At 48.1% G+C, this 25,235-nt stretch carries 21 protein-coding genes and 1 pseudogene; 9 read left to right on the forward strand and 13 right to left on the reverse strand.

Annotated features, from left to right (window positions below; all coding sequences use genetic code 11):
• The first annotated feature begins 108 nt into the window (after positions 1-108).
• Positions 109-918 carry an aminoacyl-tRNA hydrolase gene (pth, locus tag HRI96_RS09360; protein ID WP_210117107.1) on the forward strand — a complete coding sequence of 270 codons (810 nt, stop codon included), beginning with the start codon at positions 109-111 and terminating at the stop codon, positions 916-918.
• A 159-nt stretch (positions 919-1,077) separates the two neighbouring features.
• Positions 1,078-2,001 carry a nucleoside triphosphate pyrophosphohydrolase gene (mazG, locus tag HRI96_RS09365; protein ID WP_210117108.1) on the forward strand — a complete coding sequence of 308 codons (924 nt, stop codon included), beginning with the start codon at positions 1,078-1,080 and terminating at the stop codon, positions 1,999-2,001.
• Between the two features lie 330 nt (positions 2,002-2,331).
• Here the strand turns inward: mazG and HRI96_RS09370 are convergent, their stop codons facing one another.
• The 3 genes from HRI96_RS09370 to HRI96_RS09380 are packed head-to-tail and all read right to left on the reverse strand — an operon-like array spanning position 2,332 to position 5,492.
• Positions 2,332-2,715 carry a PIN domain-containing protein gene (locus HRI96_RS09370; RefSeq protein ID WP_210117109.1) on the reverse strand — a complete coding sequence of 128 codons (384 nt, stop codon included), beginning with the start codon at positions 2,713-2,715 and terminating at the stop codon, positions 2,332-2,334.
• 1 nt (position 2,716) lies between these two features.
• Positions 2,717-2,911 (reverse strand): type II toxin-antitoxin system VapB family antitoxin, encoded by a 195-nt coding sequence (locus HRI96_RS09375; protein ID WP_210117110.1) that lies wholly within the window; start codon positions 2,909-2,911, stop codon positions 2,717-2,719.
• A gap of 52 nt (positions 2,912-2,963) precedes the next feature.
• Complete coding sequence (locus HRI96_RS09380; protein ID WP_210117111.1) at positions 2,964-5,492, reverse strand: excinuclease ABC subunit UvrA; 2,529 nt, start codon at positions 5,490-5,492, stop codon at positions 2,964-2,966.
• Between the two features lie 232 nt (positions 5,493-5,724).
• On the opposite strand from HRI96_RS09380, the gene HRI96_RS09385 reads away from it, so the two are divergent.
• Both HRI96_RS09385 and HRI96_RS09390 read left to right on the forward strand, forming a co-directional pair.
• Positions 5,725-6,894 (forward strand): FIST signal transduction protein, encoded by a 1,170-nt coding sequence (locus HRI96_RS09385; RefSeq protein WP_210117112.1) that lies wholly within the window; start codon positions 5,725-5,727, stop codon positions 6,892-6,894.
• 20 nt (positions 6,895-6,914) lie between these two features.
• Positions 6,915-8,354 carry an aldehyde dehydrogenase family protein gene (locus HRI96_RS09390; RefSeq protein WP_210117113.1) on the forward strand — a complete coding sequence of 480 codons (1,440 nt, stop codon included), beginning with the start codon at positions 6,915-6,917 and terminating at the stop codon, positions 8,352-8,354.
• Between the two features lie 224 nt (positions 8,355-8,578).
• Here the strand turns inward: HRI96_RS09390 and HRI96_RS09395 are convergent, their stop codons facing one another.
• The 7 genes and pseudogenes from HRI96_RS09395 to HRI96_RS09420 form a co-directional block, all read right to left on the reverse strand.
• A complete protein-coding gene (locus HRI96_RS09395; RefSeq protein WP_210117114.1) occupies positions 8,579-9,343 on the reverse strand; it encodes an IclR family transcriptional regulator in 765 nt (254 codons plus the stop codon).
• Positions 9,344-9,540: 197 nt separating this feature from the next.
• On the reverse strand, positions 9,541-11,799 hold the full coding sequence (locus tag HRI96_RS09400; RefSeq protein WP_210117115.1) for a DEAD/DEAH box helicase: 2,259 nt from the start codon (positions 11,797-11,799) through the stop codon (positions 9,541-9,543).
• A gap of 13 nt (positions 11,800-11,812) precedes the next feature.
• On the reverse strand, positions 11,813-13,144 hold the full coding sequence (locus tag HRI96_RS09405) for an ATP-binding protein (protein WP_210117116.1): 1,332 nt from the start codon (positions 13,142-13,144) through the stop codon (positions 11,813-11,815).
• Positions 13,141-13,992 (reverse strand): tellurite resistance TerB C-terminal domain-containing protein, encoded by an 852-nt coding sequence (locus HRI96_RS11780; RefSeq protein ID WP_256729330.1) that lies wholly within the window; start codon positions 13,990-13,992, stop codon positions 13,141-13,143. The genes HRI96_RS09405 and HRI96_RS11780 overlap by 4 nt, the downstream gene beginning before the upstream one ends.
• Positions 13,987-14,523 (reverse strand): annotated as a pseudogene (locus tag HRI96_RS11785) (TerB N-terminal domain-containing protein); the annotation flags it as partial. The gene HRI96_RS11780 and the pseudogene HRI96_RS11785, both read right to left, overlap by 6 nt.
• 15 nt (positions 14,524-14,538) lie before the next feature.
• Complete coding sequence (locus HRI96_RS09415; protein WP_210117118.1) at positions 14,539-15,057, reverse strand: MmcQ/YjbR family DNA-binding protein; 519 nt, start codon at positions 15,055-15,057, stop codon at positions 14,539-14,541.
• Between the two features lie 167 nt (positions 15,058-15,224).
• Entirely contained in the window at positions 15,225-15,878 is a 654-nt protein-coding gene (locus HRI96_RS09420) for an epoxyqueuosine reductase QueH (RefSeq protein ID WP_256729209.1), read from the reverse strand.
• Positions 15,879-16,537: 659 nt separating this feature from the next.
• Between HRI96_RS09420 and HRI96_RS09425 the strand changes: the two genes are divergently transcribed.
• The 4 genes from HRI96_RS09425 to HRI96_RS09440 all read left to right on the forward strand — a co-directional run bounded on the left by HRI96_RS09425 (position 16,538) and on the right by HRI96_RS09440 (position 19,763).
• Positions 16,538-17,155 (forward strand): ATP-dependent Clp protease proteolytic subunit, encoded by a 618-nt coding sequence (locus HRI96_RS09425; RefSeq protein WP_430741162.1) that lies wholly within the window; start codon positions 16,538-16,540, stop codon positions 17,153-17,155.
• Between the two features lie 209 nt (positions 17,156-17,364).
• Positions 17,365-18,255, forward strand: coding sequence for a GNAT family N-acetyltransferase (locus HRI96_RS09430; RefSeq protein WP_210117119.1), 891 nt, complete (start codon positions 17,365-17,367; stop codon positions 18,253-18,255).
• Between the two features lie 23 nt (positions 18,256-18,278).
• Entirely contained in the window at positions 18,279-19,040 is a 762-nt protein-coding gene (locus HRI96_RS09435) for a DbpA RNA binding domain-containing protein (RefSeq protein ID WP_210117120.1), read from the forward strand.
• 6 nt (positions 19,041-19,046) lie between these two features.
• Positions 19,047-19,763, forward strand: a complete 717-nt coding sequence (locus tag HRI96_RS09440) for an MBL fold metallo-hydrolase (RefSeq protein ID WP_210117121.1) — start codon at positions 19,047-19,049, stop codon at positions 19,761-19,763.
• A 49-nt stretch (positions 19,764-19,812) separates the two neighbouring features.
• On the opposite strand, the gene HRI96_RS09445 is transcribed toward HRI96_RS09440, so the two are convergent.
• Both HRI96_RS09445 and HRI96_RS09450 read right to left on the reverse strand, forming a co-directional pair.
• Positions 19,813-20,514, reverse strand: coding sequence for a YfcE family phosphodiesterase (locus HRI96_RS09445; RefSeq protein WP_210117122.1), 702 nt, complete (start codon positions 20,512-20,514; stop codon positions 19,813-19,815).
• Positions 20,507-21,280 (reverse strand): hypothetical protein, encoded by a 774-nt coding sequence (locus tag HRI96_RS09450; protein WP_210117123.1) that lies wholly within the window; start codon positions 21,278-21,280, stop codon positions 20,507-20,509. Before HRI96_RS09450 ends, HRI96_RS09445 begins: the two co-directional genes overlap by 8 nt.
• A gap of 198 nt (positions 21,281-21,478) precedes the next feature.
• Between HRI96_RS09450 and HRI96_RS09455 the strand changes: the two genes are divergently transcribed.
• Positions 21,479-23,134 (forward strand): Na/Pi cotransporter family protein, encoded by a 1,656-nt coding sequence (locus HRI96_RS09455; protein WP_210117124.1) that lies wholly within the window; start codon positions 21,479-21,481, stop codon positions 23,132-23,134.
• Between the two features lie 102 nt (positions 23,135-23,236).
• Here HRI96_RS09455 and HRI96_RS09460 read toward each other — a convergent pair whose 3' ends face one another.
• Positions 23,237-25,234: a right-handed parallel beta-helix repeat-containing protein gene (locus HRI96_RS09460; protein ID WP_210117125.1), complete on the reverse strand. Its 1,998-nt coding sequence runs from the start codon at positions 25,232-25,234 to the stop codon at positions 23,237-23,239.
• Position 25,235: the final 1 nt, after the last annotated feature.

Raw genomic sequence — 25,235 nt, forward strand, 5'->3', positions numbered from 1 at the left:
TGTTCCCGCCGGAGGCAACGCCGCGCGATTGCCTAGTGTCCCCTGCCCCTCAAAAACGGCCGTATGTCGTATTTTTCAAATGCGACCGTTTATGATATAATCCTCTCCATGATAGCGCTCGTCGTTTTTCTCGGAAACTGCGGTAAAGAATATGAAAAAACACGCCATAATGCGGCGTGGCTGTTCGAACAATCCCTGCCGTTTTCATCCAAAATAAACTGGAAAAACAAATTCAAAGGAAACTTCGCTTCAATAGATACGCTCTCCCTTAAAAGCTGGATCCAAGATTCAAATATTATCGCGGGCACCAGGCCGGCTGCAAAAAACGCCGGTTCCGGCACAGCATCTGCGCCCGCAACTCCGGCAGTCGTAAATTCGGTCGGCATGAGGCCCGCCGCCGCACAGGAAAGTTTTTCTGCCGGTTCCGCCGGATCAAAGTCTCAGGTCTTAAACCTTCCTTCTTCCATAGGCGATAAATTCTATTTTCTAAAGCCCGAAACCTACATGAACCTTTCGGGGCAGAGCGTCGCGGAAGCCGCTCATTTTCTAAAAATAAGCCCCGAACAGGTTCTTATCGTTCACGACGAAATCGAACTTCCATTGGGCTTTGTAAGTTTAAAATGGAGCGGAGGATTGGGCGGACACAACGGGCTTCGTTCAATAAAAACGGAGCTCGGTACGGCGGATTTTTGGCGGCTCAGAATAGGCATAAGCAAACCTTCTTACGGCAGCGTTGCCGATTATGTTCTAGGCCGCTTTACTTCGGACGAGCAAATTCTTCTTTCGCAAATATTTTTGCAAACCGCAGAGCTTTTTGCAAAAACGCTTTTTTCGTCCGATCCCAAGCGGCTAATCCCCGAATGGGGAAAGCGCAAATTGGCAGACGCCGCAGGAGCGTGTGTACAAGACGCGCATTAATGAGGCTCTGCAGACGCCGCAGGTCTAACTTCGCCCGCTTAAAATATCGCAGTCGTATTAAACTGCCAGTTTCGGGTAAAGTCGAAACGCCGCATGTTTAAAATACGCCGCGGAACGTGCGCAAAACGCGCACTAATTCAGAATTAATTCGGAGGCTACATGAAAGACGCACCGCAAATAAACAAAAAAATACAAAAAGAATCAGCCGAAGCTGCTTCGTATAAAAGACTTTTCGACACCGTAAAATGCCTTAGGGACAAAGACGGCTGCCCGTGGGACATAAAACAAACTCCCCTTTCCATGCGCACGGATCTCGCGGAGGAAACATTTGAAGTCATAGACGCAATAAGCGAACAAGACGCGGAACACGCAAAAGAAGAGCTTGGCGACGTATTCCTTAACGCCGTTATGATCGCCTACATGTACGAACAGGAAGGCTGTTTTACCGTAGCGGATGTTTTGGACGCGGTTACGGAAAAAATAATCCGCCGCCATCCCCACGTATTTAAAACAAGCAGCGGCAGCACCTGCGTAACAAAAACGCCCGATACGCCGGAAGAAGTTCTTGTTCAATGGGACAGCATAAAAGAGCGCATAGAAGGCCGCAAAAGCGAAAATTCCATACTGGATCAAATTCCCAAAGGCTTTCCGCCGCTTTTAAAAGCCTATAAAATGCAAAAAAAAGCCGCAAAAAACGGATTCGACTGGGACAATTCTTCTTCCGTTCTTAAAAAAGTAAAAGAAGAATTAAACGAAGTCCTGGAAGCGCAAAAATCCGTTCAGGAAACGAAGGCTGCCTTTAAGGAAGGCGACAAGCCCTTAACCGTAGCTTCTACGCCTCAGGCGGACAAAGCCCAGCTCCGCCTAGAAGAAGAAATAGGCGACCTTTTATTTTCAGTGGTCAATTATTCGCGCCATCTCGGCGTGGATCCGGGCATCGCCCTTTCCCGCACAAACGAAAAATTTTATAAACGCTTTTCTTTTGTCGAACAAAAAATGAAAGAATCGAATCTGGAAATGAATCCGAGCCGTTTTAAAGAAATGGACCGCTTTTGGGATGAGGCAAAGACGCAAGACCTGTAACCGCGCCCGGCACAAAGACAAAAAAGTACCGTCGTTTTAGAATCTCGGTTTTTATTTAGGGCGGCTGCCCGCAAAGCGGGCACCGGGCTCTTGCTGCAAGTCCTCGCGGCTAAAGCCGCTGCGGTCTTTCCGCGACGATCCCTGCCGCAGGTTAAAGCTTTTGCTTTATCAGTTTTTTCAGGTATTTTCCCGTTACGCTTTCACCGTTATCAACAATCTCCTAAGGAGTGCCGCATGTCCGTGAAACACGATTTCTTTTTCAGCGAGGCTTTAATCTTTGAAAGGAACATTTGTCCTTACGCCTATTTCGCGCGCGAGGAGTTCGGCGACTTATTCTCCGGCAAATATTTTAAGAGCAAACAAATCGCGCATAAGTCCGAAATGTTTATCAAACGAAAATAAAAAGAGATTATTGTTAATCGCATTTTGAGCGATTATTAAATCGGGAATACCGACTTTGTTTATACCGTGCGATAGGTTTCGGGTCTGCATATCGATAATCTCGTCCCAGTCTATTTCGAGCTCTACTCGTTTAATCGCAAGCAAGAGCCGTTTCAATGCGTATTCTTTTTTCAGATTAATAAAAGGAAGCAATTCGGCAAGCACAAGATTATTGATACAAAGCGTATTATTATGTATCAACTCTTTGAGCACGGAAGAGCGTGCAGAGCCTCTAAAATATTCTATCCAGACGGAAGTATCGACCAATACCATCTTATGACCGTTTTCTCAGCGTTTTTAAGTCGATATTCAAATCAAGTTTTCCGTAATAGTCTTTCAGTTTTTGAAGTTTTTCTTTTTGTATCAAATTTTCAAGCGCGTGTGTTATGACCTCAGTTTTTGTCGTAATTTTTGTCAATGTCATCGCTTCTTCAAGCAAGATATCGGACAGATTCAGCGTTGTTCTCATATACATCCTCCGTATGCATATCATAACACTAAATCATATGCATAATCAATGTTTAGCTCGATGCCTTCTTTTTCAAAACCTGCGTAAGATAAGTGCCGGTAACGCTTGCCCGATTACGCGCGATTTCTTCGGGCGTGCCGCAGGCTACGATACGGCCGCCACGATCTCCGCCGCCGGGTCCCATGTCGATGATATAGTCGGAGTTGGCAATCACATCCAGATCGTGCTCAATGACAATGACTGTGGCGCCCGCTTCCACAAGGCGGTTGAATACCGAAAGCAAAACCTGTACGTCCAGCGGATGAAGACCTATGGTAGGCTCGTCAAACACGAACACCGAGTCCTCCTGCGTCTTACCCATCTCGCTCGCCAGCTTTAAACGCTGCGCCTCTCCGCCGGACAGTGCGGGAGTGTCTTCGCCGAGCGTCAGATATCCCAAACCGAGCTTATCAAGCGTCGAAAGCTTTTCATATACCTTCTTTTCGTCTTTAAAAACCGGCATTGCATCCTTTACGGTCATTGCCATAAGGCCTGAAATAGCATAATTACATTCTGAGTTTTTAGGCTTCCAGAGTACGGCGTCCGCATCCGGACCGTAACGTTTCCCTTTACAATCCGGGCAAATGACGGTGACATCCGGTAAAAATTGAACGTCAAGAGAAATTTGCCCGGTACCGTCGCATGTAGGGCAGCGTAATTCGCCCGTGTTATAAGAAAATGCGCCGGCTTCCCATTTTTTCGCTTTGGCTTCGGCCGTTCCGGCATAGAGCCTACGAAGATCGTCAAGTATCCCGCTGTAGGTAGCCACCGTGGATCTAATATTGATGCCGATAGGAGACGCGTCAATAAGATTTGCTCGCCGAATTCCTTCCGCTTGAATTTTCTTTACATGGGCAGGAAGCTTTCCTCCTTCGGCATAGGCCGTAATGGCGGGGATCAAACTTTCCAGTACCATCGTCGTTTTGCCGGATCCCGATACGCCCGTTACGGCCGTGAGTCTTCCCTTTGGAATGTCTACATTAAGTTCATGTACGGTATGGATCGGGAGTGTTTCCAGATGAATCTTTCCCTGCCGGAACAGCATCGATTTATCCGCACGCTTTCTCGTCAGGACATTTGCCTTTTCTGCGATAAACGGCGCGATTTTGGAATTCCTGCTGTGTGCAATTTCATCAACGGTTCCCTCAAAAAGTATTTTTCCGCCTTCACTGCCGGCGAGAGGCCCCAGTTCGATTATGTGGTCGGCCTGCTTTAACACGCTTACGTCATGGTCAACCAAAATTACGGAATTTCCGTCAGCAATCAAACTGTCGATCACTTCCATGAGCCCTTGGATATTTGACGGGTGCAGTCCGATGCTCGGCTCATCCAAAACATATAAAACGCCCGTCGTTTCGTTACGGACTGCGCGCGCAAGCTGAACTCTTTGCCGTTCCCCTGTGGAAAGCGTATTGCCGGCGCGGTCCAACGAAAGATAATCGAGTCCCAAATCATTCAGCCTTTTGGCATTATCGAGAAAAGACTGAATTATGCTATCCGCCATCGGACGCATGTCTTCGGGCAAAGTGTCGGGAACGGCCTTTATCCACGGAATGAGCGCGGCAAGCGTCATAGCCGTAGCTTCCGCAAGGTTTTTCCCTGCAAGTGTCGTAGAGCGCACCTTTGCGGAAAGCCTCGTGCCGCCGCAGTCAGGGCAAGCTGCTTCATGCAGAAATTTCTCTACCCGCTTCATGCCCTTTTCATCCTTTACCTTGGACAGTGCGTTTTCCACAGTATAGACGGCGTTATAGTAGGTAAAATCCATCTCGGCGGCAACATTGGTTTTTTCATTGACATACAGGATATGCCGTTTTTCCGCAGGCCCGTGAAACACGATCTCTTTTTCAGCGGGACTTAAATCTTTGAAAGGCACATGTGTCCTTACGCCCATTTTGCGCGCGATATCCTTCATTAAAGACCACATGAGGCTTTGCCACGGAGCGACGGCGCCTTCGTCAATGCTCAGCGATTCATCCGGCACAAGAGCGGACTCGTCCACCGTCCTCACAACTCCCGTTCCGGAACAGGTCGGGCAGGCGCCTCCCGAATTGAAGGCCATTTCTTCAGCACCGGGGCCGTAAAAGGTTTCGCCGCATACGGGACAGACAATCGGCTGCATGAGGGCGACAGCCATGCTCGGCGGGCAGGGATGCCCGTTAGGACAGCAATGACTGCCCAGACGGGAGAACATGAGCCTCAGACTGTTCAAAAGCTCGGACGCCGTTCCGAACGTACTGCGCACGCCGGGGATTCCGGGCCTTTGATGAAGAGCGAGCGCCGCAGGAACATGCCGAATCTCATCTATATCCGCTCTGGCAGCCTGCGTAAGCCTTCGGCGCGTGTAGGTTGACAACGCTTCAAGATAGCGGCGTGAACCTTCCGCATACAGTATTCCCATTGCAAGCGACGACTTGCCGGAACCGGAAACACCCGCTACGGCGACCAGTCTGCCGAGAGGAATATCCACATCAATATTTTTCAAGTTATGTACTTTTGCGCCCCGTACGATAATCTTGTCCGGAGCGGATCTTTTTTTATCCATCAAATTATCACCTGCTTAGCTTAGTAAAAGCTGTTCGATTATTATCCTGCCGAACTCTAAAATAAATCAAGTACGTATTTCAGATATAGGGGATCCTAAAATTTCGTTCCGCATCGTGAAACCACGTTTTTAATATACAGAACCGACTATTTTTATTTTCGTTGACAGGTGAAAATTGACCTTCTATCATAAATTCAAAAGTTTTTATAAAAAGTTTTAACAGGAGGCGTTTATGTTAAAGATACGGACTGCAAGCAGCAACAACCCCGATCCGGCTATGGCGGGAAAAGAATGTGCGCGAAAAATAAAAGATGCACTGCACGATCTGAAGCTTGTATTTGTATACAGCGGCGTATCGTATAACCAGCAGGCTCTGCTCAAAGCGATCGGTGAAGAACTGCCGGGCGTGCCGCTGATCGGAAACACGTCGTACTCCGGCATCGTTACTCAGGACGGTTTTGTAACCGGCGAAAAAGGTTATGTCGGAATTATGGGATTGTCGGACGCCGATTTGACGGTCGGAACGGCGGCCATGGCAAAAAGCGGGAGCGCCCGTGCGACGGGACGGAAATTGGCGGAAAGCGCGCTAGCCGCGGCCGGCAAAAAGGAAGCGCCCGCGTACATGTACATGGTCGCTCCTCCCGGCGAAGAAGAACACTATCTGAAGGGTATTGCCGAAGTCGTAGGCAGGGTACCGCTTTTCGGCGGCAGCGCGGCGGACAATACGCTTTCCGGCGAATGGAAACTTTTTGCGGACAAAACAATAACCGGCGACGGCGCGGCCGTTGCTTTCTTCTATACGAAAGCCGCTTTCGCGAACAAGTATACCGGCGGCTACAAAGAAACCGGCAAGTACGGCGTTATCACCAAAGTCGCAAAAGAGCGCACCCTCGTGGAAATCAACGGAAAACCGGCGCTTGACCAGTACCGCGAATGGACCGGTGCGAGCGCGAAAGACACGGAAGGCGGCAATCTGCTCGTGCGCTCCATCACAAATCCGCTCGGCGTAAAAGATCCCTTAGGCGATTTGATTGCGGTACGCCACCCGATGAACGGCAATGCCGACGGCTCGATCGCGGTAGGAAACAACCTTGCTGTAGGAACGGCGATAGCGCTCCTCGAAGGCAGTACGGACGATTTAATAAAAGCCGTAAGCACAGCTCTTGCCGATTTAAAAGCGAAAATGAAAGAGCCGATAGCAGGCTTCCATTTGGTGCACTGCGGCGGCAGACGGATCGGTATCGGAGACCGGATAAACGAATTGACCGCGGCAATCAAAAAAGAAGCGGGAAATATTCCGTTTATCGTCGAATTTACGTTCGGAGAATACGGCTACGAAGACGACGGACGCAATACCTGCGGCGGCCTTATGCTGTCATTTACGGCGTTCGGCGAAAAGTAAGTTAATAAGAGGTAATAATTATGAAGATGATTATCAACGGAAAAAAAACCGACAGCGCAAGCGGTAAAACATTTGACGTAATCGCACCTGCGACCGGCAAAGTGATCGACAGCGTTCCGCGCGCAAACGAAAAAGATTTGGACGCGGCGCTTGCGGCGGCCGTGCGCGGGCAAAAAGAATGGGCTAAAGTGCCCGTTTTTAAGCGCGCTGAAGTGCTGTATAAATTTTTGAGTTTGGTGCAAAAATCGCACGAAGATTTGGCACGGCTTTTGTCGAGCGAAAACGGCAAACCAATAACCGAAGCGCGCGCCGAAATCGGAAACGTTACGATCGGCTTCAGCGGCTTTATCGAGCGGGCAAAACACTTTTACGGTACGATTATTCCGCAGGGAACGGAAGCGGGCCAGCAGACAACGATGCAGCTGGTGCTCAGAGAACCGGTCGGCGTCGTCGTGTGCATCATTCCGTTCAACTTTCCGTGCGATCTGTTCGATCAAAAAGTCGCTCCCGCTTTAATGATGGGAAACTCCGCGCTCGTGCTGCCTTCGTCGGATAACCCGCTGACATTGATGCGGCTGACGGAATTGCTCGTTGAAGCGGGCGTGCCCGACGGTGCGATTCAGTGCGTTACGGCTCCCGGCTCCGTTAAAAGCTATGCCGTTTCCGACAAGCGTGTCGGTTTGGTTACGCTGACGGGAAGCACCGAAGTCGGAATCGATTCGGCGATAAAAGCCGCGGCTAACCTTACCCATACGGCGCTGGAATTGGGCGGAAACGATGCGTTTATCGTGCTGGAAGACGGCGATGTCGATTTGGCGGTCGAAGAGCTTGTATGGGGGCGCATGTATAATACCGGACAGGTATGCTGCGCAAGCAAGCGCTTTATCGTTCACAATTCGCTGAAAGACGAATTCGCGAAAAAAACCGTTGCAAGAATAAAGCAATTGAAATTCGGTGATCCTGCCGAAGAAGATACACAAATTGCATGCCTTATCAGCGAAAAAGCGGCGATTCAAGTTGAAAAACAAGTGCAAAAAACCGTCGAGCAGGGCGGCACAATCGTTTTAGGCGGAAAACGCAACGGCGCTTTTTATGAGCCGACCGTCATTACGAATGTTCCGAAAACGGCCGACGTCGCAAAGGATATGGAAATATTCGGACCGGTCGTGCCGATCATAGGATTCGATACCGACGACGAAGCGATCGAAATCGCGAACAATTCCGTATTCGGCTTGTCGAGCTGCGTATTTTCACGCGATCAAAAACGCGCCTTTAAAGTCGCAAACGCGATGGAAGCCGGCGAAGCGGTTATCAACGGCGCGAGTTTTTACCGCTCGTTTGAAATGCCCTTCGGCGGATGGAAGCACAGCGGTATCGGCACCGAAGGCGTCATGTCCACGTTCAACGAAATGACAAAGATAAAAACCGTCGTGCTGAAAAATATTATAGGAAACCTCTAAAAACTGCAGTTTTTAGAGGTAACTTTGAAAATGCGATGTTGTAACTCGCGATAATACAGCGAGTTACAACTCGTCGGAATCTCGAAAAAAAAAATCACTAAAGACAAGTTTTTCGAGATGACCTATAGAAGCGTAAAATAAATTCTAAAGGCGCTTTCGGACACAGTCCGCGAGCGCCTCTTCGTATGCGCCGCAAAAACCGCGCATATTTTGCGTGCCGCGCTTTACGGCACATATCCCATATTTTGAGAAATCTCCGCGGCGGTTTGCTTGAGATACTCGACTATTTCGGGAATCCGCTCGTCGGTGAGGATGCTAGTGCTGCCGCTTGCGCTGATAGCAGCGATTATATCGCCCCGGTAATCGTATACCGGCGCTCCGATACAGCGGTGCCCGATTTCAAATTCTTCGTTGTCGATCGCCCACCCGCGCTGTCTGACCGAATCGATTTCTTTTTGCAGCGCTTCGATAGTCGTAATTGTATTCGGCGTAAAGCGCGTAAATTCGGTTTTTCCCATAATCGAGCGAAGCTGCGCGTTCGAAAAATTCGCCAAAAGGCACTTGCCGAGCGAAGAACAGTACGCATGCATGCGCAGTCCGATTTGCGAATACAATTTGATATTCGAAAATATGTCCATCTTTTCTATATACACGACCTTGTCGCCTTCCAAAACTCCCAAATGCGACGTAAGGCCGAACTTTGCCGTAATCTGCGCGATATACGGACGCACTTCCGTTTGTAGCTCCAAACTGTCGATATAATAACTGACGGTTTCGATAAGCTTTAACCCGATTTTATAGGTGCCGTCTTCGTTCTTTTTTAAATATCTCCGCTTGAGCAGCGTCGAAATAATACGGTATGCCGTACTTTTATGCAGCCCCGCTTTTTCAGCAATTTCCGTTAATACGGCGGAACTTTTATTTGCCGCTACCGCTTCGATGATATCCAATGCCCGTTCAATAGATTGAACGCCGTGATCATCAGCCATGGCATACCTCCGTTACGTTTTTCAGCAAGTTTACGGCAGAAATCGATGCGCGCAGTTATTTGTTGCTTATTTTTTACTTTTCCGTATTTAAATATAGTGCAATTTTTTAAAATTGCAAAGCCGCCCGGTGTAACATATCGACTCCGGCAACGGTTTTCGCCGGGTTCCTCATCCCATACAGAATTCACAAGGTGTGCTCAAGGCCGAGCCTTATTTCTTTTCGCATTTTCCGAAGACCAGCCGATCACGCGCTTTTTCATTCCCGCAATGTCGAGGACGCCTTCGGCAAAGCCCTTGCGTACCAATTCTTCGGGAACGTATTCATCGTATTTTTCAAAAACGGGAATTTCTTTCGGATAGACAAGCTCGATCGGATCGAATTCCGTTTCGGCTTCTTCCGCAACAATTTTGAAAAATTCTTCTTCGCTCGCCTGCATCGTAAACTGCAGATAGTACGGGCGGGACGGATTCAAGCCTTTTAACCCGAGCCGCTTTGCGCACCGCAGTTTTAAAAAGCGTTCGAGCACAAAAAAGGCGTAGGTTCCCAGCCACGGAAACAGCGCCCACATTTTACCGCCGAGATTGATAAGCGGCCGATTTTGCATGAGCGCCTTTGCAAAGGTTTCCCGTGCATCGGCAAGGCGGCAGACGGCGTGCCGCATCAAATACGGATAAACTTTGTCTTCCGAAAGAACGCCGTACATCCGCTCCAAAATGTGCGTGTGTATGTCGCCGGCAACATCGCCGAAATACGCGGGGATATTGCCTTTAACCAAAGTGCAGTAAACTTCACGCTTTTTATGGTCCACTTCGTCGACCGCCCATACGCGGCCCGCGATGGCAATTTTGTCTCCCGCAGGCGGCGGCTTTACAATGGTGCCCAGCTGCTCCGAGCCTGAGCGCACGGTGTATTCGATATTTTCCTGAAACACCGCATAGAATTTATAATCGTTGACGATTCGCTCGCCTGCAAGACCGACGATGAGCCCGCCGTTTTCCGTACGGTTTATATGGTCGATTTCGATCAAGTGCCGAAGCAGCAAGCGGTAATCGTCCTGACCGATCCGATGAAAAGCAGACAGCGGCAAAACTCTGGACGCAAGTTCGGCGGGCGTCATTTCTCCGCGGGAAGCGAGCGTGCTCATCGTTTGATGATAGAGCAGACTGAAGGGCAGCCGTTCTGTCCTAGGCGGTTCAACAAAACGCTCTTCGATATACAGCTGTACGAGCGCGACGCCCTGAATGAGATACCACGGAATCATATCGGGCAGCATGGCCCGCGCTTCGGGGTGATCTTCGCGCATGACGAACCACATTTCTGAAGGATTGCCGCGGCGTCCGGTGCGTCCCATACGCTGCAAAAAGCCCGAAACGGTAAACGGCGCATCTATCTGAAAAGCGCGCTCAAGTTTGCCGATGTCGATGCCGAGCTCCAGCGTCGCCGTAGCACAAACGCTCATAAGCGAATCGTCGTCCTTCATTTCTTCTTCGGCGCTTTCGCGATAAGAAGCGGAAAGGTTTCCGTGGTGGATAAGGAAGCGGTCGGCTTCATGATTCGCTTCGCAGTATTGGCGCAGGTATTGGCAAACGGACTCGCATTCTTCGCGGGAATTGGTAAACACGAGGCATTTTTTTCCGCGCGTGTGTTCGAAGATGTATCCGATGCCGGGGTCGGCGGCCTTAGGTGCTGTGTCGGTTGCGGGCTCTATAATCGACGCTTCCGAAAAGGCCTCTCTGCCCTCGTCGGCTTGCGGAGCGGTATTGAAAAAATGCTCCATAGAAAGCCGCCACACTTCCTTTCCGCCATCAAAACGGGGAATGACCGTCTTTTTGCCGCTGCCCGCCGAAAGAAATTTTCCGGCGTCCTCAGGGTTGCCGATGGTCGCGGAAAGCCCGATGCGTCTGGGCTTACACGATGCGGTTTTGCACAGCCGCTCGATAAGGCAAAAAGTCTGCAAGCCGCGATCGGCGCGGAGAAACGAGTGAATTTCGTCGATGACGATAAATCGCAGATCGCCGAAAAGCGAAGGAATTTCCATGTGCTTGTTGATTATCAGGGATTCCAAAGATTCCGGCGTTATCTGCAATATGCCCGCCGGTTTTCGCAGGAGTTTCCGCTTTTGGGACTGCGGCACATCTCCGTGCCAGCGCGTAACGGGTATTCCGGCTTCTTCGCACAGTTCGCCCAATCGTCCGAACTGGTCGTTGATGAGCGCTTTGAGCGGCGCAATGTACAAAACGCCGACGGATGAAGACGGATTTTCCGCAAGCAGGCTCAAAATCGGAAAAAATGCCGCTTCCGTTTTTCCCGATGCGGTTGACGCGGTCAAAAGAACGTTGTCATCCGTATTAAAAATGGCGTCCCCCGCGGCATTTTGCACGGCGCGCAGCATTTGCCATCCCGAACGGTAGATATAGTCCTGTATAAACGGTGCATATCGGCTGAAAACATCCATAGCGGTCTTTTCCTTACACGCTGAATTCTACAAAAGTGCCGTCCGCTTCGTCCGATACCGCTTCGGTTTTGGCGTATGAAAATTCATCGGAATTCAGCATTTGTTCTATGGACATGGACGGATTTTGATACAAAAGATTCAACAGTTCGATAAAATCCCGAATCACTTCGCGCGGAGTTATATTCAAATCCGCACCGATGCGCTCGTATTCGATGCGGATAAAAACGGCCAGATCGTCCGTCGTAACGCTCCTTGCGTATCCGTACAGATCGGCATGCATGGCGGCGAGCTTTTCGCACAGGATGAGCATTTCTTCGGCGGTAAGCGGCTCCAAGCGGATGACAGGCGCCAATAAGTCGCGCGCTCCGGGTTTTGAAAATTTTCCTTCCGTAAGGCGCGAGCGCAGCGCTTCATAGCTGTACACACCGCGCCGCTTATCCTCGACGGCCTGCGGCGTGGCTCCCATGAGAATGCCCACATATTTCGCCTTACCCTGCAGGGTATCGTTATACATAGTCAGCAGTTTTTCGTAATTGTACTGCCGCGTAATTGCATTGGGGATTTTATATATGTTTACGAGTTCGTCGATGATGATCATCATGCCGGTGTAGCCGGCCAAACGGAAAAAGGCGGCGAAGAGTTTGAGATAATCGTACCAATCATCGTCTGAGATGATAATGTTGACGCCCAGTTCTTCTTTTGCTTCGCGCTTCAGATTGTATTCGCCGCGGAACCAGCGCACAACCTTCGCCTTCAGCGCATCGTCCCCGTTCACGTAGGCATGATAGTAAGCCGAAAGGAGTTTTGCAAACTCAAAGCCGTGTACCAGTTCGCTGACGGAGGAAGTAACCGCGTAGATTTTTTTGTCCACCGACGCCGTAAGAGCGGGATCGCCCGGTACGGCGCCGCTTTCGTTTACGGCTTCGCTCTGCACGCCGCTTATCCAGCGGTCGAGCACTAAAGTGAGCGCTCCGCCTTCGGGCTTTGTCTTTGTGGACAGGTTGCCGATGAGTTCGCGGTAGGTGGCAAGTCCTTGCCCGTGCGTTCCCTGCAGCCTCCGTTCGGGCGAAAGATCGGCGTCGGCGACGACAAAGCCCCGCTCCATGATATGGTTGCGGATTGTCTGCAAAAGAAAGCTCTTGCCCGAACCGTATCGTCCCACGATAAAGCGGAAGGACGCGCCTCCTTCCGAAATAATATCCACGTCGTGAAGGAGCGCTTCGATTTCGTTTTTCCGCCCGACGGTGATGTACGGAAGGCCAATGCGGGGAACGACGCCGCCTTTCAGGGAATTTAACACGGCTTGAGCGATTCTCTTCGGTACCTTTCTGTTTTCTTCGTTCATTGTATGTTTCCTCTGAGTATGCGGCCGATGTCTTCGCGGTAGTCGTCCACAAGCGTAAGGTCGCCGTTGTCGCATTCCACGGCGATGTCGCCGATTGTATCGAACAGGGCTTCGTTTAAAGAATCGGCAAAAATTTCAGCCATTTCGTTCCGAGCCTTCAAAATGCTCTTTACGGATTCTCCGCGCAAAAGCAGCGTCAGGATATCCGCCTGTTCCGCAGTGATCGGCATGGCGGGAATTTCGCCGCCGGAAGCGGCTTCGTTGCGGAATGCCGGTTCGTCGGACGTGCGATTTTTGTACGCACTATCTTCACGCTCCGCTTTTTCTTCTTGCGCTTGATTTTCCCGATTGTTTTCATGCGTTTTTTCGTCCGCTTTTTCTTCTTCGGTTAAAAGGTTTTCACGGGTTTGCAGAGCATCTTTTCGGATCCTGTCAAGGTCGCCGAAGCGGATTGTAACCTTAGGCTTCAAGGCTTCCGCTTGCAAGCACTTTTCGACAGCGATCACGTCTTCGATGATTACAGCGGCCCACGCGTCTTCCGGTCTTTCTTTTAAGGGCCGGCCCGCATTCAAATAGATACGCAGCCTTCGCTCGGTTTCGCGCAGCAAGCCTTCGAAAAGCGCCTTGTCATAGTACAGGCTGTGATAACAGCGCTCTTTCCACTTTCCGCCGCGGCAGATATACCGATGACATTCGTTAAGAGAATAATCGGCGTTTATCGCCGGCTGCGGATTCCAATAAACCGCATTTTCGAGCGGATGCCAGCTGAATTCTCTTTGCCTGCCGAAGCACGCAGTAAAAAAATCTTTTCCGTCTTTTTTATACTGTGATGCGGCATAACGCCACACCGCTGCGAATAAGCGTTTTGCGCCGGCTTCGGACTTTTTAAAAACCGCTCCGTTTTGTATCTTCGCCCCGCCGAATGCGCAGAGCGCACCGAACAGTTCGTCATCACTGTACTGTGCGGGCTTGCGGAGAACCGAAAGTGCGGCATCCCGTTTTAATGTTTCCGCATTTGCATATCGGACGGCAGTCTCCGGAGCGGCGCCTCCGGTAACGGCAAGTTCGTGCATCCAGCGGCGCAGATTTTTGCGCATGCCGCCGTCTCCGATGCCGGAATCGATAAAGCCGTTTTCAAACGCTTCCATTTTACAAAGAGCGTCTTCAAGCGAAGATGTGCCGATGCCGTTTAAAAGTTCGTAAAGATACAGGTACACAAGCGATGCGGCGATCGGCTCATAGACGCCTTTTCGGACCTTCGTCCTCCACGTAAAATAGCCGCGAAGCTGCTTTACGCTCAAATCGTGATAGGTTGTAAAATATCGATGAAATTCGCCGTTCCACGGAGCATCGTCTTCGTAATCCTCCATGAATTGTGCCTGTACGCAGAAATTTCAGCATTTTTGGCGGAACGAACCGTCGCCGTACCGATAGAGCTTTATCATTTTGCGGATTTTTTCGGGGATTTGAGCGGTCTGCAAAGAAGACGCCACCTTTGAAAACGGAATCGCCGATGCGTGATATTCCGCCTGCGCCGCCGGCAAATCGCTTGCGAGCACGATCGTAAATCCGCGCTGTTCTCCCGCTTTCATCGCTTTGTCAAACAGAGCGAACACGACATCCTCTTTTGTGCCGCTGTCAAACCTGACTCCGACCCAGTTTTTTCCGCGCATGCGAAACGGTGCCGAAAGAAACGGCGCGTCATACTCCTCAAGCGCTTCTTTCGCACACTTGATATCGCACAGTTCCGTTTCTTCGCCGAGGGACGCATTCCATCTGCGCATCAAAAGCGCAACCCATTTTTGCGTGTCCGGATCCTCGAGTACGGAAAATTCGGGAAAATCCGCCCATTTATGCTGTTCGGCAATGTTATATTTTTCTTTTGCGTATATCGTCAGATCCCGTAATCGCATTTTTCGGTCGTTCTTTTCAGCGTTAGTATTAAAACTATACTAATGTATACAAAAAGATCAAGTATTTTTTTATCATCACATAGCTTTCTGCGTTTTAAAATCAAGTTTTTTATTTAGGGCGGCTGCCCGCAAAGCGGGCACCGGGCTCTTGCTGCAAGTCCTCGCGGCTAAAGCCGCTGCGGTCTTTCCGCGACGATCCCTGCCGCATTTGAAGAGAGCGAATACACGCAGCCGCAATAATCCTGCCTGTACACCCCGTACTCTTTGGAAATCTCTATTGACCTTAGGTATCCGTTTTTTTTCTTAAAATCCGAATAAAGATACCTCAATTCAAGTCCGTTTTTTACGGCCTGCTCGTCAAGCAGCCTGCCTATTTCGTTCACTTTGTCGGAATCTTTATAAGGGCTTAAAGTCAAAGTAGTCGCAAAAAAATCAAAATTATTTTCGGCGGCATATTCAAAAGCCTTTTTCATCCGGAATTCGTAACACCTTCGGCATCGTTCGCCGCGCTCGGCCTCAAAAGCGAGTTCCGGGCATTCTTCGATTCTTATCGCCCTGTCATAATCGTCTTTATCGTAGCTGCCTTCCAAAATCCGTATCTCCTGTCCCGTAGCGGAGCGAAGCTTTTCTACAAATTTAAATATCTCGTCCCTGCGTTTTTCATATTCTTCAAATGGATAAATATTAGGGTTATAAAAATACACGCTTATTTCAAAAAAGGAAGAAATTTTTTCCAGGCAAGCCGTACTGCACGGCCCGCAGCAGGCGTGCAGCAAAAGTGAAGCTTTTTTGCCTTCAAGACCGGCTATGATTTTTTCCATTACATCATTATAATTTGTCTTTATTTTACGGCCTTGAGATCTTTTTTTATGTTCGGTTTCGGATACTTGCATTCTAAAGGCTTGCCGTGCCAAATTCATGTTTTAAACATATATTTTTTAACGGCCCTATGCAAGAACGCAAGGCGACAGTCTGCCGCCAGCCGCAGCAGAACGACGCAGGCACATTGCTTGCCTGACGGCTTTTTATTCGCTATATTGAATAAAAAGTTGTTTTTAACTTTTATTTGCGGCATCCGCGCCTCCGTCCGCAACAAAATTTCAGGCGAGATGCGGTGCGGTTCCGTGCAAAACAAAATTTCAGGCCGCACAAAATTTTATTCGGTTCTTTAAAATTCAACAGTCGAACAAAATGTCAATTTTGGAGACTGTTGAATTCGTGCGCATCTTGCGCACAGTTAATAAGCGATGTTTGCCGAAAGACAAACTCGAAATTAAAATATGCCGCGCTTATTTAGCGGCATCTTTTAAACCTTCCTTAAAATTCAACAGTTGAGAGAATATCAATTCTCGAAAACTGTTGAATTGATGCGCGATAGCGCATATGTTAATTAGCGATGTTTGCACAGCAAACTCGTCGTTTAATGAGACTGCGATATTCTTAGCGGTCGAAATTAAACCTGCTATTTACAGGAGCAACGATGAACGGTATGTATGGCATTGTCTTCAATGAAGAAGACGACGACGACGAAAAAAACAAAAAATCCGCCGATCCGTTAATGGAAAAATTTCTAAAAACAAGGCAGATAATTCTTTCGGGAGAAATAAACAAAGATCTGGCGGAAAAGATAGTCAGGCAGCTGCTTTTGCTTGAAGCGGACAACAAAGACCCTATCTGCATGTACATAGATTCTCCGGGCGGCGACGTCGACGCAGGTTTTGCAATATTTGACATGATCCGTTTTATAGACGCTCCCGTGTGCCTTATCGGTATGGGGCTCATTGCAAGCGCGGCAGCCCTCGTACTTTTAGCCGTACCCAAAGAGCGCCGTATAGGGCTGCCTGACAGCCGCTATCTCATACACCAGCCGCTGTCCGGAATAAAAGGGGTGGCAACCGATATAGAGATCCACGCGCAGGAAATGGCAAAAACACGCGCAAAATTGAATAAGCTGATCGCAGACGAAACGGGAAAGCCTTTGCCGCAGGTTGAAAAAGACACCGACCGTGATTATTGGCTTACCGCGGCGGACGCAAAAGAATACGGTCTTATAAGTTCCATCGTTTCAACGCGCGCAGACTTAAAAAAGATAATGTAGATATATGAAGGCAATGCGTTACGCGGCAGGGATTATGTAAGTCGCATGTCCGTGTGCGACAAACGCCGCCGAGGAAGTCTTCCGCGGCGTAAAAGCCGCCCCTGATTGCGGTTTGCCGAGCTTTTAGGGCAGACTCCGATAAGCGGAACGCTAAACACAAACGGTGCGCACAACATTGTCAATCGGAGCCTTTTATGGTACATTGATTTATGTATTTTGAACTTACTGAAAGCATAGCAAACTCTATTCTTGCTGCGATGGAAGATCAAAATTCTTTTTTCGTCTTAGACGCAGCAAACGGAATTTTAATAGAAAAAGAACAAAATACAGTTGATAACGACAGATATTTTTTTTTACCGCAATGGACATCTGCCGACGGGTTTGCGCTTAGGGAACAATTCGTTTCCGGCTTGCACTCGCCGCTCATAAAAGACGAACTTCAGCAGATCCTTCATTCCGGGAGGGGGGTGTTCAAAAACTTTAAGACCTGCATAAGGCAGTACCCTGAAATCGAGAAAAAGTGGCATTTGTTCAAGCATTATAAAATGCGCTGCAGCCTTAACGAATGGTACAATTCATTGCGCGAAATTTGGGGGCTTGAAAAACTGGCTCAGGAAGCGGAGGACTTTGAAATCCCCGTTCAAAACGATTTTATATTTTGCGCATACGATTCGTCCAAGGACAAGAATTTGATACTGCACTACAGCCGGACAGCCGCAGGCAATACGGATGAAAACCTGCCGAAAGAACTCAGCACGGCGTTCGTATCTTTATGGAAGTATCAATTCAAATCGCATGATTCTGAAATCGGCTTCATATGCAAAACCTTTTCCGACGAATTTGCAGGCTGCATAACGTTTTCACAATGTCCGTTTCCTCAGGGGAAGACGGCCGTACTTACGTCTTTTTTTGTTTTACAGAATTTCCGCGGACTCGGGATAGGTAAAGAACTTTTATCGCTGAGCCTTGAAGACTTACAAAAGCGGAATATTCAATGGGCGATCATCGCGAATGTAATAATTCCCGATATCATGATCCCCTTATTGCATCGGTTCGGTTTTGAAAAAATCGGTTCCGGATTCACTGCAAAACTATTTTAAATTATATTATTTGGGAGTTTCCTATGTCTTTTAAACATGCGGATGAGATAGATATTAACCTGTTTGTTTCTATTTTGAATGATGCCGTTTCCAAAGTTAAAACGGAAGAGGATCCTGAAGTTTTAACGGATCTGAAAAAAATATATAAAAAGAACGTTCCATTTTCGCTTAGAACATACGTTGCAGCTTACCTTGCAAAGCTGGCAATGGGCTCTCGTTCTTCCTCTTACAAAAGCCGGCGCGACGGACATGAAGGCCGCGCATATTCCAGAGATTGGAAATCCCGCCCTGCGCGCGAAACTCGTAATTTCCAGGCAAAGAATTCAAGCGTTGAAGAAAAAGAAAGCGAAGCCCGTACTCCGCGCGTACAAATCGACAGCGATCTTGCAACAACCATTTTTATCGGTATAGGACGAAATCGCCGCGTTTATCCGCGCGACCTTGTAGGCCTTTTGATAAGCGCAGCTCACTTGGACCGCGACAGAATCGGCGATATCCGCGTATTGGCAAATTATTCTTTTATACAGCTTTTTAACGAAGATGCGGACAAAGTAATCGAAGCTCTTAACGGCTACGACTACCGCGGACGAAAACTTACGGTAAGCTATTCCCACCAAAAAGACGTCAACGACGCCGTAAGACTTGCCGAATCGGAGCATCCCGAAAACTTTTCATCCGAAGTAAACGAAAACGACAAGTTTTCACAGGAAGATGCCGAAGCTTACGCAGCTGCTGAAAAAGCGGCGGCCGATAAAGAGCCGTTTACGACTTCTTCCGCACTTTAATAAAAGATGAAAACAATACGGACCGGGCCGATTCAAGTAAACACATACGTAGTTCCGCTTGCTGAAAATTTTGTCTTTATAGTGGATCCGGCAGGCTGCAAGGCCTCCGGAGACGCAGCGGCAATAACGGATTATCTTGCAAAGAATTTTCTTGTACCCGTTGCGGTTGTGCTTACACACGGACATTTTGACCACGTAATCGGCCTTCCTGAAATAAAAGAAGCTTACCCCGGCATAAAGATCGCAATACATAAGGACGACGCTTTAAGCCTGGGACAAGGCGGAACTGAATTTCACAGGCTTTGTCTTGAGCCTATGGGAGGACTTAGCCTTATACCTTTTCTTGCAAGCCTTCCCGAAGCGGATATTTTACTCAACGACGGCGACGATCTTGGAAAAGCCTTCGGTAAAGAGCATTGTCTTAATCTTTGTAAAGAAAACACGGAAAAGGCGGAAGAAAACTTTAAGCTTTTATCTCAATGGACTGTGATACACACTCCGGGACACACTAAGGGGTCTATTTGCCTGTACAACAAAACTCGTAAGGAGCTCATTTCAGGAGATACGCTTTTCTTTCAATCATGGGGAAGGACGGATCTATACGGCGGAAGCGAAAGCGCCATATTAAAAAGCTTGGAGCACTTAAAACAAACGCTTCCCGGCGACACCCTCGTATATCCCGGGCACGATTATTCGGGATTTCCTTTGTCACAGGGCATTTAAAAATAAATACGGTTAAAAAGGTATCGTGCCCATTCGCGCACAAAAAGCGCTAGTAAAAATTGAACCCCGGCTCGAACGGAACATACCTTAATTTGCCGCCGTAAATTTCTATCTTATAAAAAACAACTTTAATGTCTTCCATGTTTTTTCGGACAAATATCCGGGCAAAAGACGGCGGCATTCCTCCGCGCGGAAAACTACAGCTTCCGGGGTTTACCAAAACTGCGCCTTTCCTTTCAATTTTGCACGCAATGTGCGTGTGCCCATAAAGCGCCGCATACGCGCCCGCCTTTTTTGCGGCATAATACAGGTTTTCTGCGGAATAATACCTGTGCCCGTGCGTTATAAATATCTTGTGCAAACAAACCGGTAAAACAAGGCTGTCCGGTATAACGCTGCGCTCGTATCCGCTTTCCGCTTCGAAGCGTCCCGCGCCAGAGGCAAACTGCACGGAAAAACAACCGCCGTCGTTATTGCCGCGAACAACGGCGACTACGGGCGGAATATACTCCGAAAAAGCGATATCCATGCTTGCCCTATCGAGCATAAACGCCACATCTCCCGCCCCGTCGCCGCAAAAAACAAGAGCGTCGCTGCCTTTCCCGAAACTGCTTAATATTTCAAAAAGAATGTTTTTATTACCGTGAGAATCTGAAATTACCAGAATATCCGCGCTGTCCGCTTCGGAAAGTTTAAGCGCGTCTTCGTCTGAGCCTATCAGTTTTGATCGAAGTTGAACTAATTTATTCATACGCTTTTAAAACAAAATGATTTACGGAAAGAAGTCCAGTTTCGGGATCCACATACCTGCTTATTTTTCCGTATTTTCCGGCAATAGCTCTGACGTGGAGAATAAGATCGGAATCGGGCGGCAGCGGACCGTCAAGCAGCGTCATATATCGCACGGAAGAATCAAGCAGCAAAGATACTTCGTCCGTAACTACCACCGATTCTTCCATGGCGGGAACGGCGTCCTGAGGCCTGGCCTCGTCAAGCACAAAGTCGGCCGTCCATTCCATTCCGAGAACATCGTCTTGAGGAAAAAATGAAAAAATCGGAAAAGGAATTTCTCCATCATATAGATTTTTAAAAACTGAGACTGCGTTGTGCGTATTCTCAGGCGCGCCGAGAAATATTATTCCTTTAAGCCGGACATCGCGCAAGATTTCCGGCAGCATGGAAATTCTATCCCTGCCGGACACTTTAAAATCTCCGGGAAATAAAAGAGGAATTATAAGTCCGCCGTCTTCCGCAAGACCGTATTTTTCGGAAAGTTCGGCTTTTATTTTTGAAATAAATTCGTCGCCGTTGTAACCGTAGCCGAAGACTATGCATATTTTTTTTTCGGATTCGCTCCAAGCGCGGGAATTCGTCCATACGGAATGCGGCACGCTTTTAATATTCAGGCGCATAAGATCTGCGTAATCGTTATTTTTTTTTCTCTGCCCGCAGCTGCAAAAAATAAAGCATGCAAGGCAAATAACTGCAAATAGCACGGCATTTTCGTATTTTTTCATATTATCATAATACCGAATTTTCAGCTTTTTGAAAATCGGACGCCGGTCGCCGTGATTTGCGCTTTTAAGTCTTAAGTCGTAAGGCGAAAAACGCTTGACGCGTTTTTCTTTTTTAGGACACGCTCGCAAATCCTCCTCCACTGCTCGGATTTGCTCGCTCTTATTGTAAATACTAGGATCTTTATGTATTATTCGCGTGTGAACATCATACAAACGGTTTTACAGCTTGCGGGAAGCCTTGCTTTTTTGCTGTACGGAATGAAGATGATGAGCGATGGCGTTCAAAAAAGTGCGGGCGGCAGTCTTCAGCACATATTGGGCTTTATGACGGGAAATCGCCTGATGGCGGTAATAACCGGTATTCTTGTAACCATGATCATACAATCTTCGGGCGCAACTACCGTCATGGTCGTTTCCTTTGTAAATTCCGGCCTTCTCACGCTTACACAGTCAATCGGGGTCATCTTCGGCGCCAATATAGGAACTACCGTTACGGCGTGGATTGTCGCCCTATTCGGATTTAATTTTAAAATATCTTTATTTGCCGTTCCCGTTTTCGGGCTGGGCTATCTTTTTACCCTTTTAAAAAAATTGCACAAAGAAAGCATCGGCGAATTTTTGATGGGTTTCGGTATGCTGTTTTTGGGACTCGGCATGCTTTCATCCGTAGTATCCGTCGAACCTGAAAAAATTCTATTCCTTACGCAACTGCAGGGAATGGGCTTTGCGAGCACGATGATCGGAGTCTTTGCCGGATTTCTTTTGACCGTGCTGCTGCATTCGTCAAGCGCCTCTACTGCCATAATACTCACAATGGCCTACAACAGAATTCTTGAGTGGGAATTTTCCGCAGCTATGATTTTGGGGAGCAATATAGGATCCACCGTGGATTCCGTGCTTGCGGCGGTAAACACAAAGGTAAACGCGCGAAGAGCGGCTTCGATACACGTGATGTTCAACGTAGTCGGAACCGTAATAGCCGTAATCATGTTAAAGCCGCTTTTGCAAATGGTAGACTTTCTTGTTCCCGGCGACGTATACTCAAGCATAACCTACCATATTGCGATGCTGCACACGATATTCAATTTGCTTGCCACCGTTATATTCCTGCCGTTTACAAAACAAATTGCGCATCTTACGGAACGGCTCATAAAACCGCGTGAAAACGAAAAACAAGCCGTTTACAAGCTGGAATTCATAGACGCGATAGGAAGAAAAAACACACTTGCCCACATAGTCCGAGCGGAAAAAGCGATAGCCGACATGGCCGATCTTGTGATAGAGATGTTCGATCATCTTCAGCTGGGATTTTCAGACCGGTCGCAGAACTTTATAGACAAATACATGGAAAACCTTGTAAGGGACGAAGACTACGCCGATCAAATGTCCGAACAGCTTACGCATTATCTTTTAAGATGCGGAAATTTGCCGGTAGGCCCGTCGCAGCAAAACAACATATCTCTTATGATGTCAATCGTCGACGAGCTTGAAAACATTACCGATGACTGCTATAACGTCGCATGCCTTTTAAAAAAGAGCATAGAAAAGAAAATGGTGTTTTTGCAGGAAGACATGGACAAGCTCATTCCCTACGTTGAACTTGTACGGCAGTTTATAACATTCATTCACATAAATATCAACAAGCGTTTAAGCGCGGAAAAGCTGGAATTTGCCAAAGAACTTGAAGAGCAGATCGACGCTACAAGAAAGAATCTGAAAAAAACCGCAAGAAAGCGGCTTGAAAGCGGCGCCGACGTAAAATCGGAACTTTTATATATCGACGTAGTCCGCCAGATAGAAAAGATAGGCGACTGCGCTTTCAATATAGCCGGCGCGCTTTCGGAAACACGCTAAGACTAAGATCTTTCAATCCGCAACCTCTCCGCCGTATCGATATTCGAAGTGCCGCTTCAAGCGCGAAACATCGAGCGGCGGCGGTCATCAAAAGATTGAGCACTAATAAAGATTAAAAGGAAATTTCATCTCCTTGTCGGCAAAAGGCCCGGCAATGGGAGAAACTCCTCTTTTATTGTCAAAATAATCTTTATCGAAAATTATCTGTGTGCCGTCCGGATTTTCAAATTTTTGCTCCGGCTCAAACGCCTTTCCGAGCGTTTCGGTACAAATAAGATCCGTTTCGAATTCGGGAAGATGCTTGAACAAGTCGGTTTCAAAATAATATTTGCTGTCTTTTTCAATTATCTTTGCATACACCTTGCAGCCGCTCACTTCCTTAAAATTCCTTTCTTTTTTACAGGGTTTTGCGCCGTTAAAGAATACGTTCCCTCCGGTATACACGGGAAGTTTCGTATAGTATTTGCCTCTGTCTTCCTTTGCGCCTGCGTCGCCTTCTTTGAAGAATAAAGCCAAATACTCTTCTTCACAAGGATAATCGTCAAAGGGAACAGTCCCAGTTTCATTGTTCGTGGGCGTCTTATTTTGTTCCCAGTAAAGGTCATATTCCTTAGGCACTTCGTTTTTTACAAAGATGTTATTGTAAAAACGATCGTCGCCGTGCATAAAGGTCATAAAACCTGCAACTTCCGTTCTATGCGGAAAGTGATAAGGCGTATATCGCGGGCCTCCGTTTTTGCCGTTATCCGTTCCGCCCCCGACGCTCGTAAAGGGCCCGCAGATAAGGTTATGAACGTAGGCGGTTCCCTGTGTGGCGATACGCCCCGCATACACCGAAAGGAAGATATTGTTATCCACTAGGGTGGGGCCGTGGCTTACTTCAATAAACAAGTCTTCGCCTATAGCCAGAGCGGACATCACTTTCGTTCCTACGGGAATAGAATTGTCGTGGAATAAATTCTGCGTAACCCGCGTTCCCTGCGCTTGCCAGTCAAGCCACAAGCCCCTTGTGCAGTGATGGATGTGATTCCTCCTGATCTGCACGTCGATAGCCGCGTGCAGCTTTATTCCGCCTATCTCCGCGCCTGCAAGCTGCTGTTTATTGTTTATGTGGTGAATGTGATTGTCTTCGATTATCGAAAACACGCAGCCTAAATGCCCTACGATACCCGTCTGTTCGCAATGGTGTATGTCGCAGCGGCGCACTATATGAGAGCCTATGTTTTCTTTTGTCCAGCCTTCCACCTGCGCCTGGCATATAGAATCCCTTTCAGTCTGCGTTCCGTGCTTAAGCCTTTTAAAGGTCCATTTGTTTTCGTTTTCCGGCTGCAGGTACTTGCCTAAAGAAATTCCGCAGCACTTGGAATCGCTTATTTCACAGTCTTCGATAATCCAGCCCTTACTCCAATGGGGGCCTACCATTCCTTCCTGATAGGCCGTAGGCGGCGCCCAAGTAGTTGCGGCCTGCTTTACGGTAAAACCCGAAAAGGTTATATAGTCCACTCCCGTCTTACTGGGATAAAAACAATTTCTGCGCACATTTATCTCTACGTTTTCTTTGTTGGGATCCGCTCCGTGAAAATTTGCATATATGTAAGTAGCGCCGTCCTTTTGCTCCGAAAACCACCTGTATACGGAAAATTCCTTATCCCATGCACCTTCATATTTATGAGGCGACAAAACATTTTCAATACTGTCCGTTTCGTACATGGAAGCGCCGTTTAAATACACTTCCCCGGTATGAAGCGGAATTTCACTGAAATACCAATCCCCGCATATTTTTTCCGTATAGGGATTGTAGTTGCCGAAAATTCCGTTGGATACGCGCGCGCTCCAAACATTGCCTTTAAATCTCACCCAATTTTTTACTTCTTCCGTGCCGGTAATCACGGCCTTTCCTTTTACTTCGGATCTGTAAACTATTCTGGCGTCATGGGTTCCCTTGTTTACAGGATCCACGTATTCTCTGTATACGCCCGGAGCGACGATAATTTCATCGCCCGCTACGGCGATCTTTGCCGCATCGTTTATCCATTTGAACGGCCTTTCCCTTGTGCCGTCGCCGCCGTACAATGATTCTTTAGAAACATAATATTTCATA

Origin of the sequence: Treponema parvum, assembly GCF_017893945.1 — a bacterium.
GTDB lineage: Bacteria > Spirochaetota > Spirochaetia > Treponematales > Treponemataceae > Treponema_D > Treponema_D parvum_A.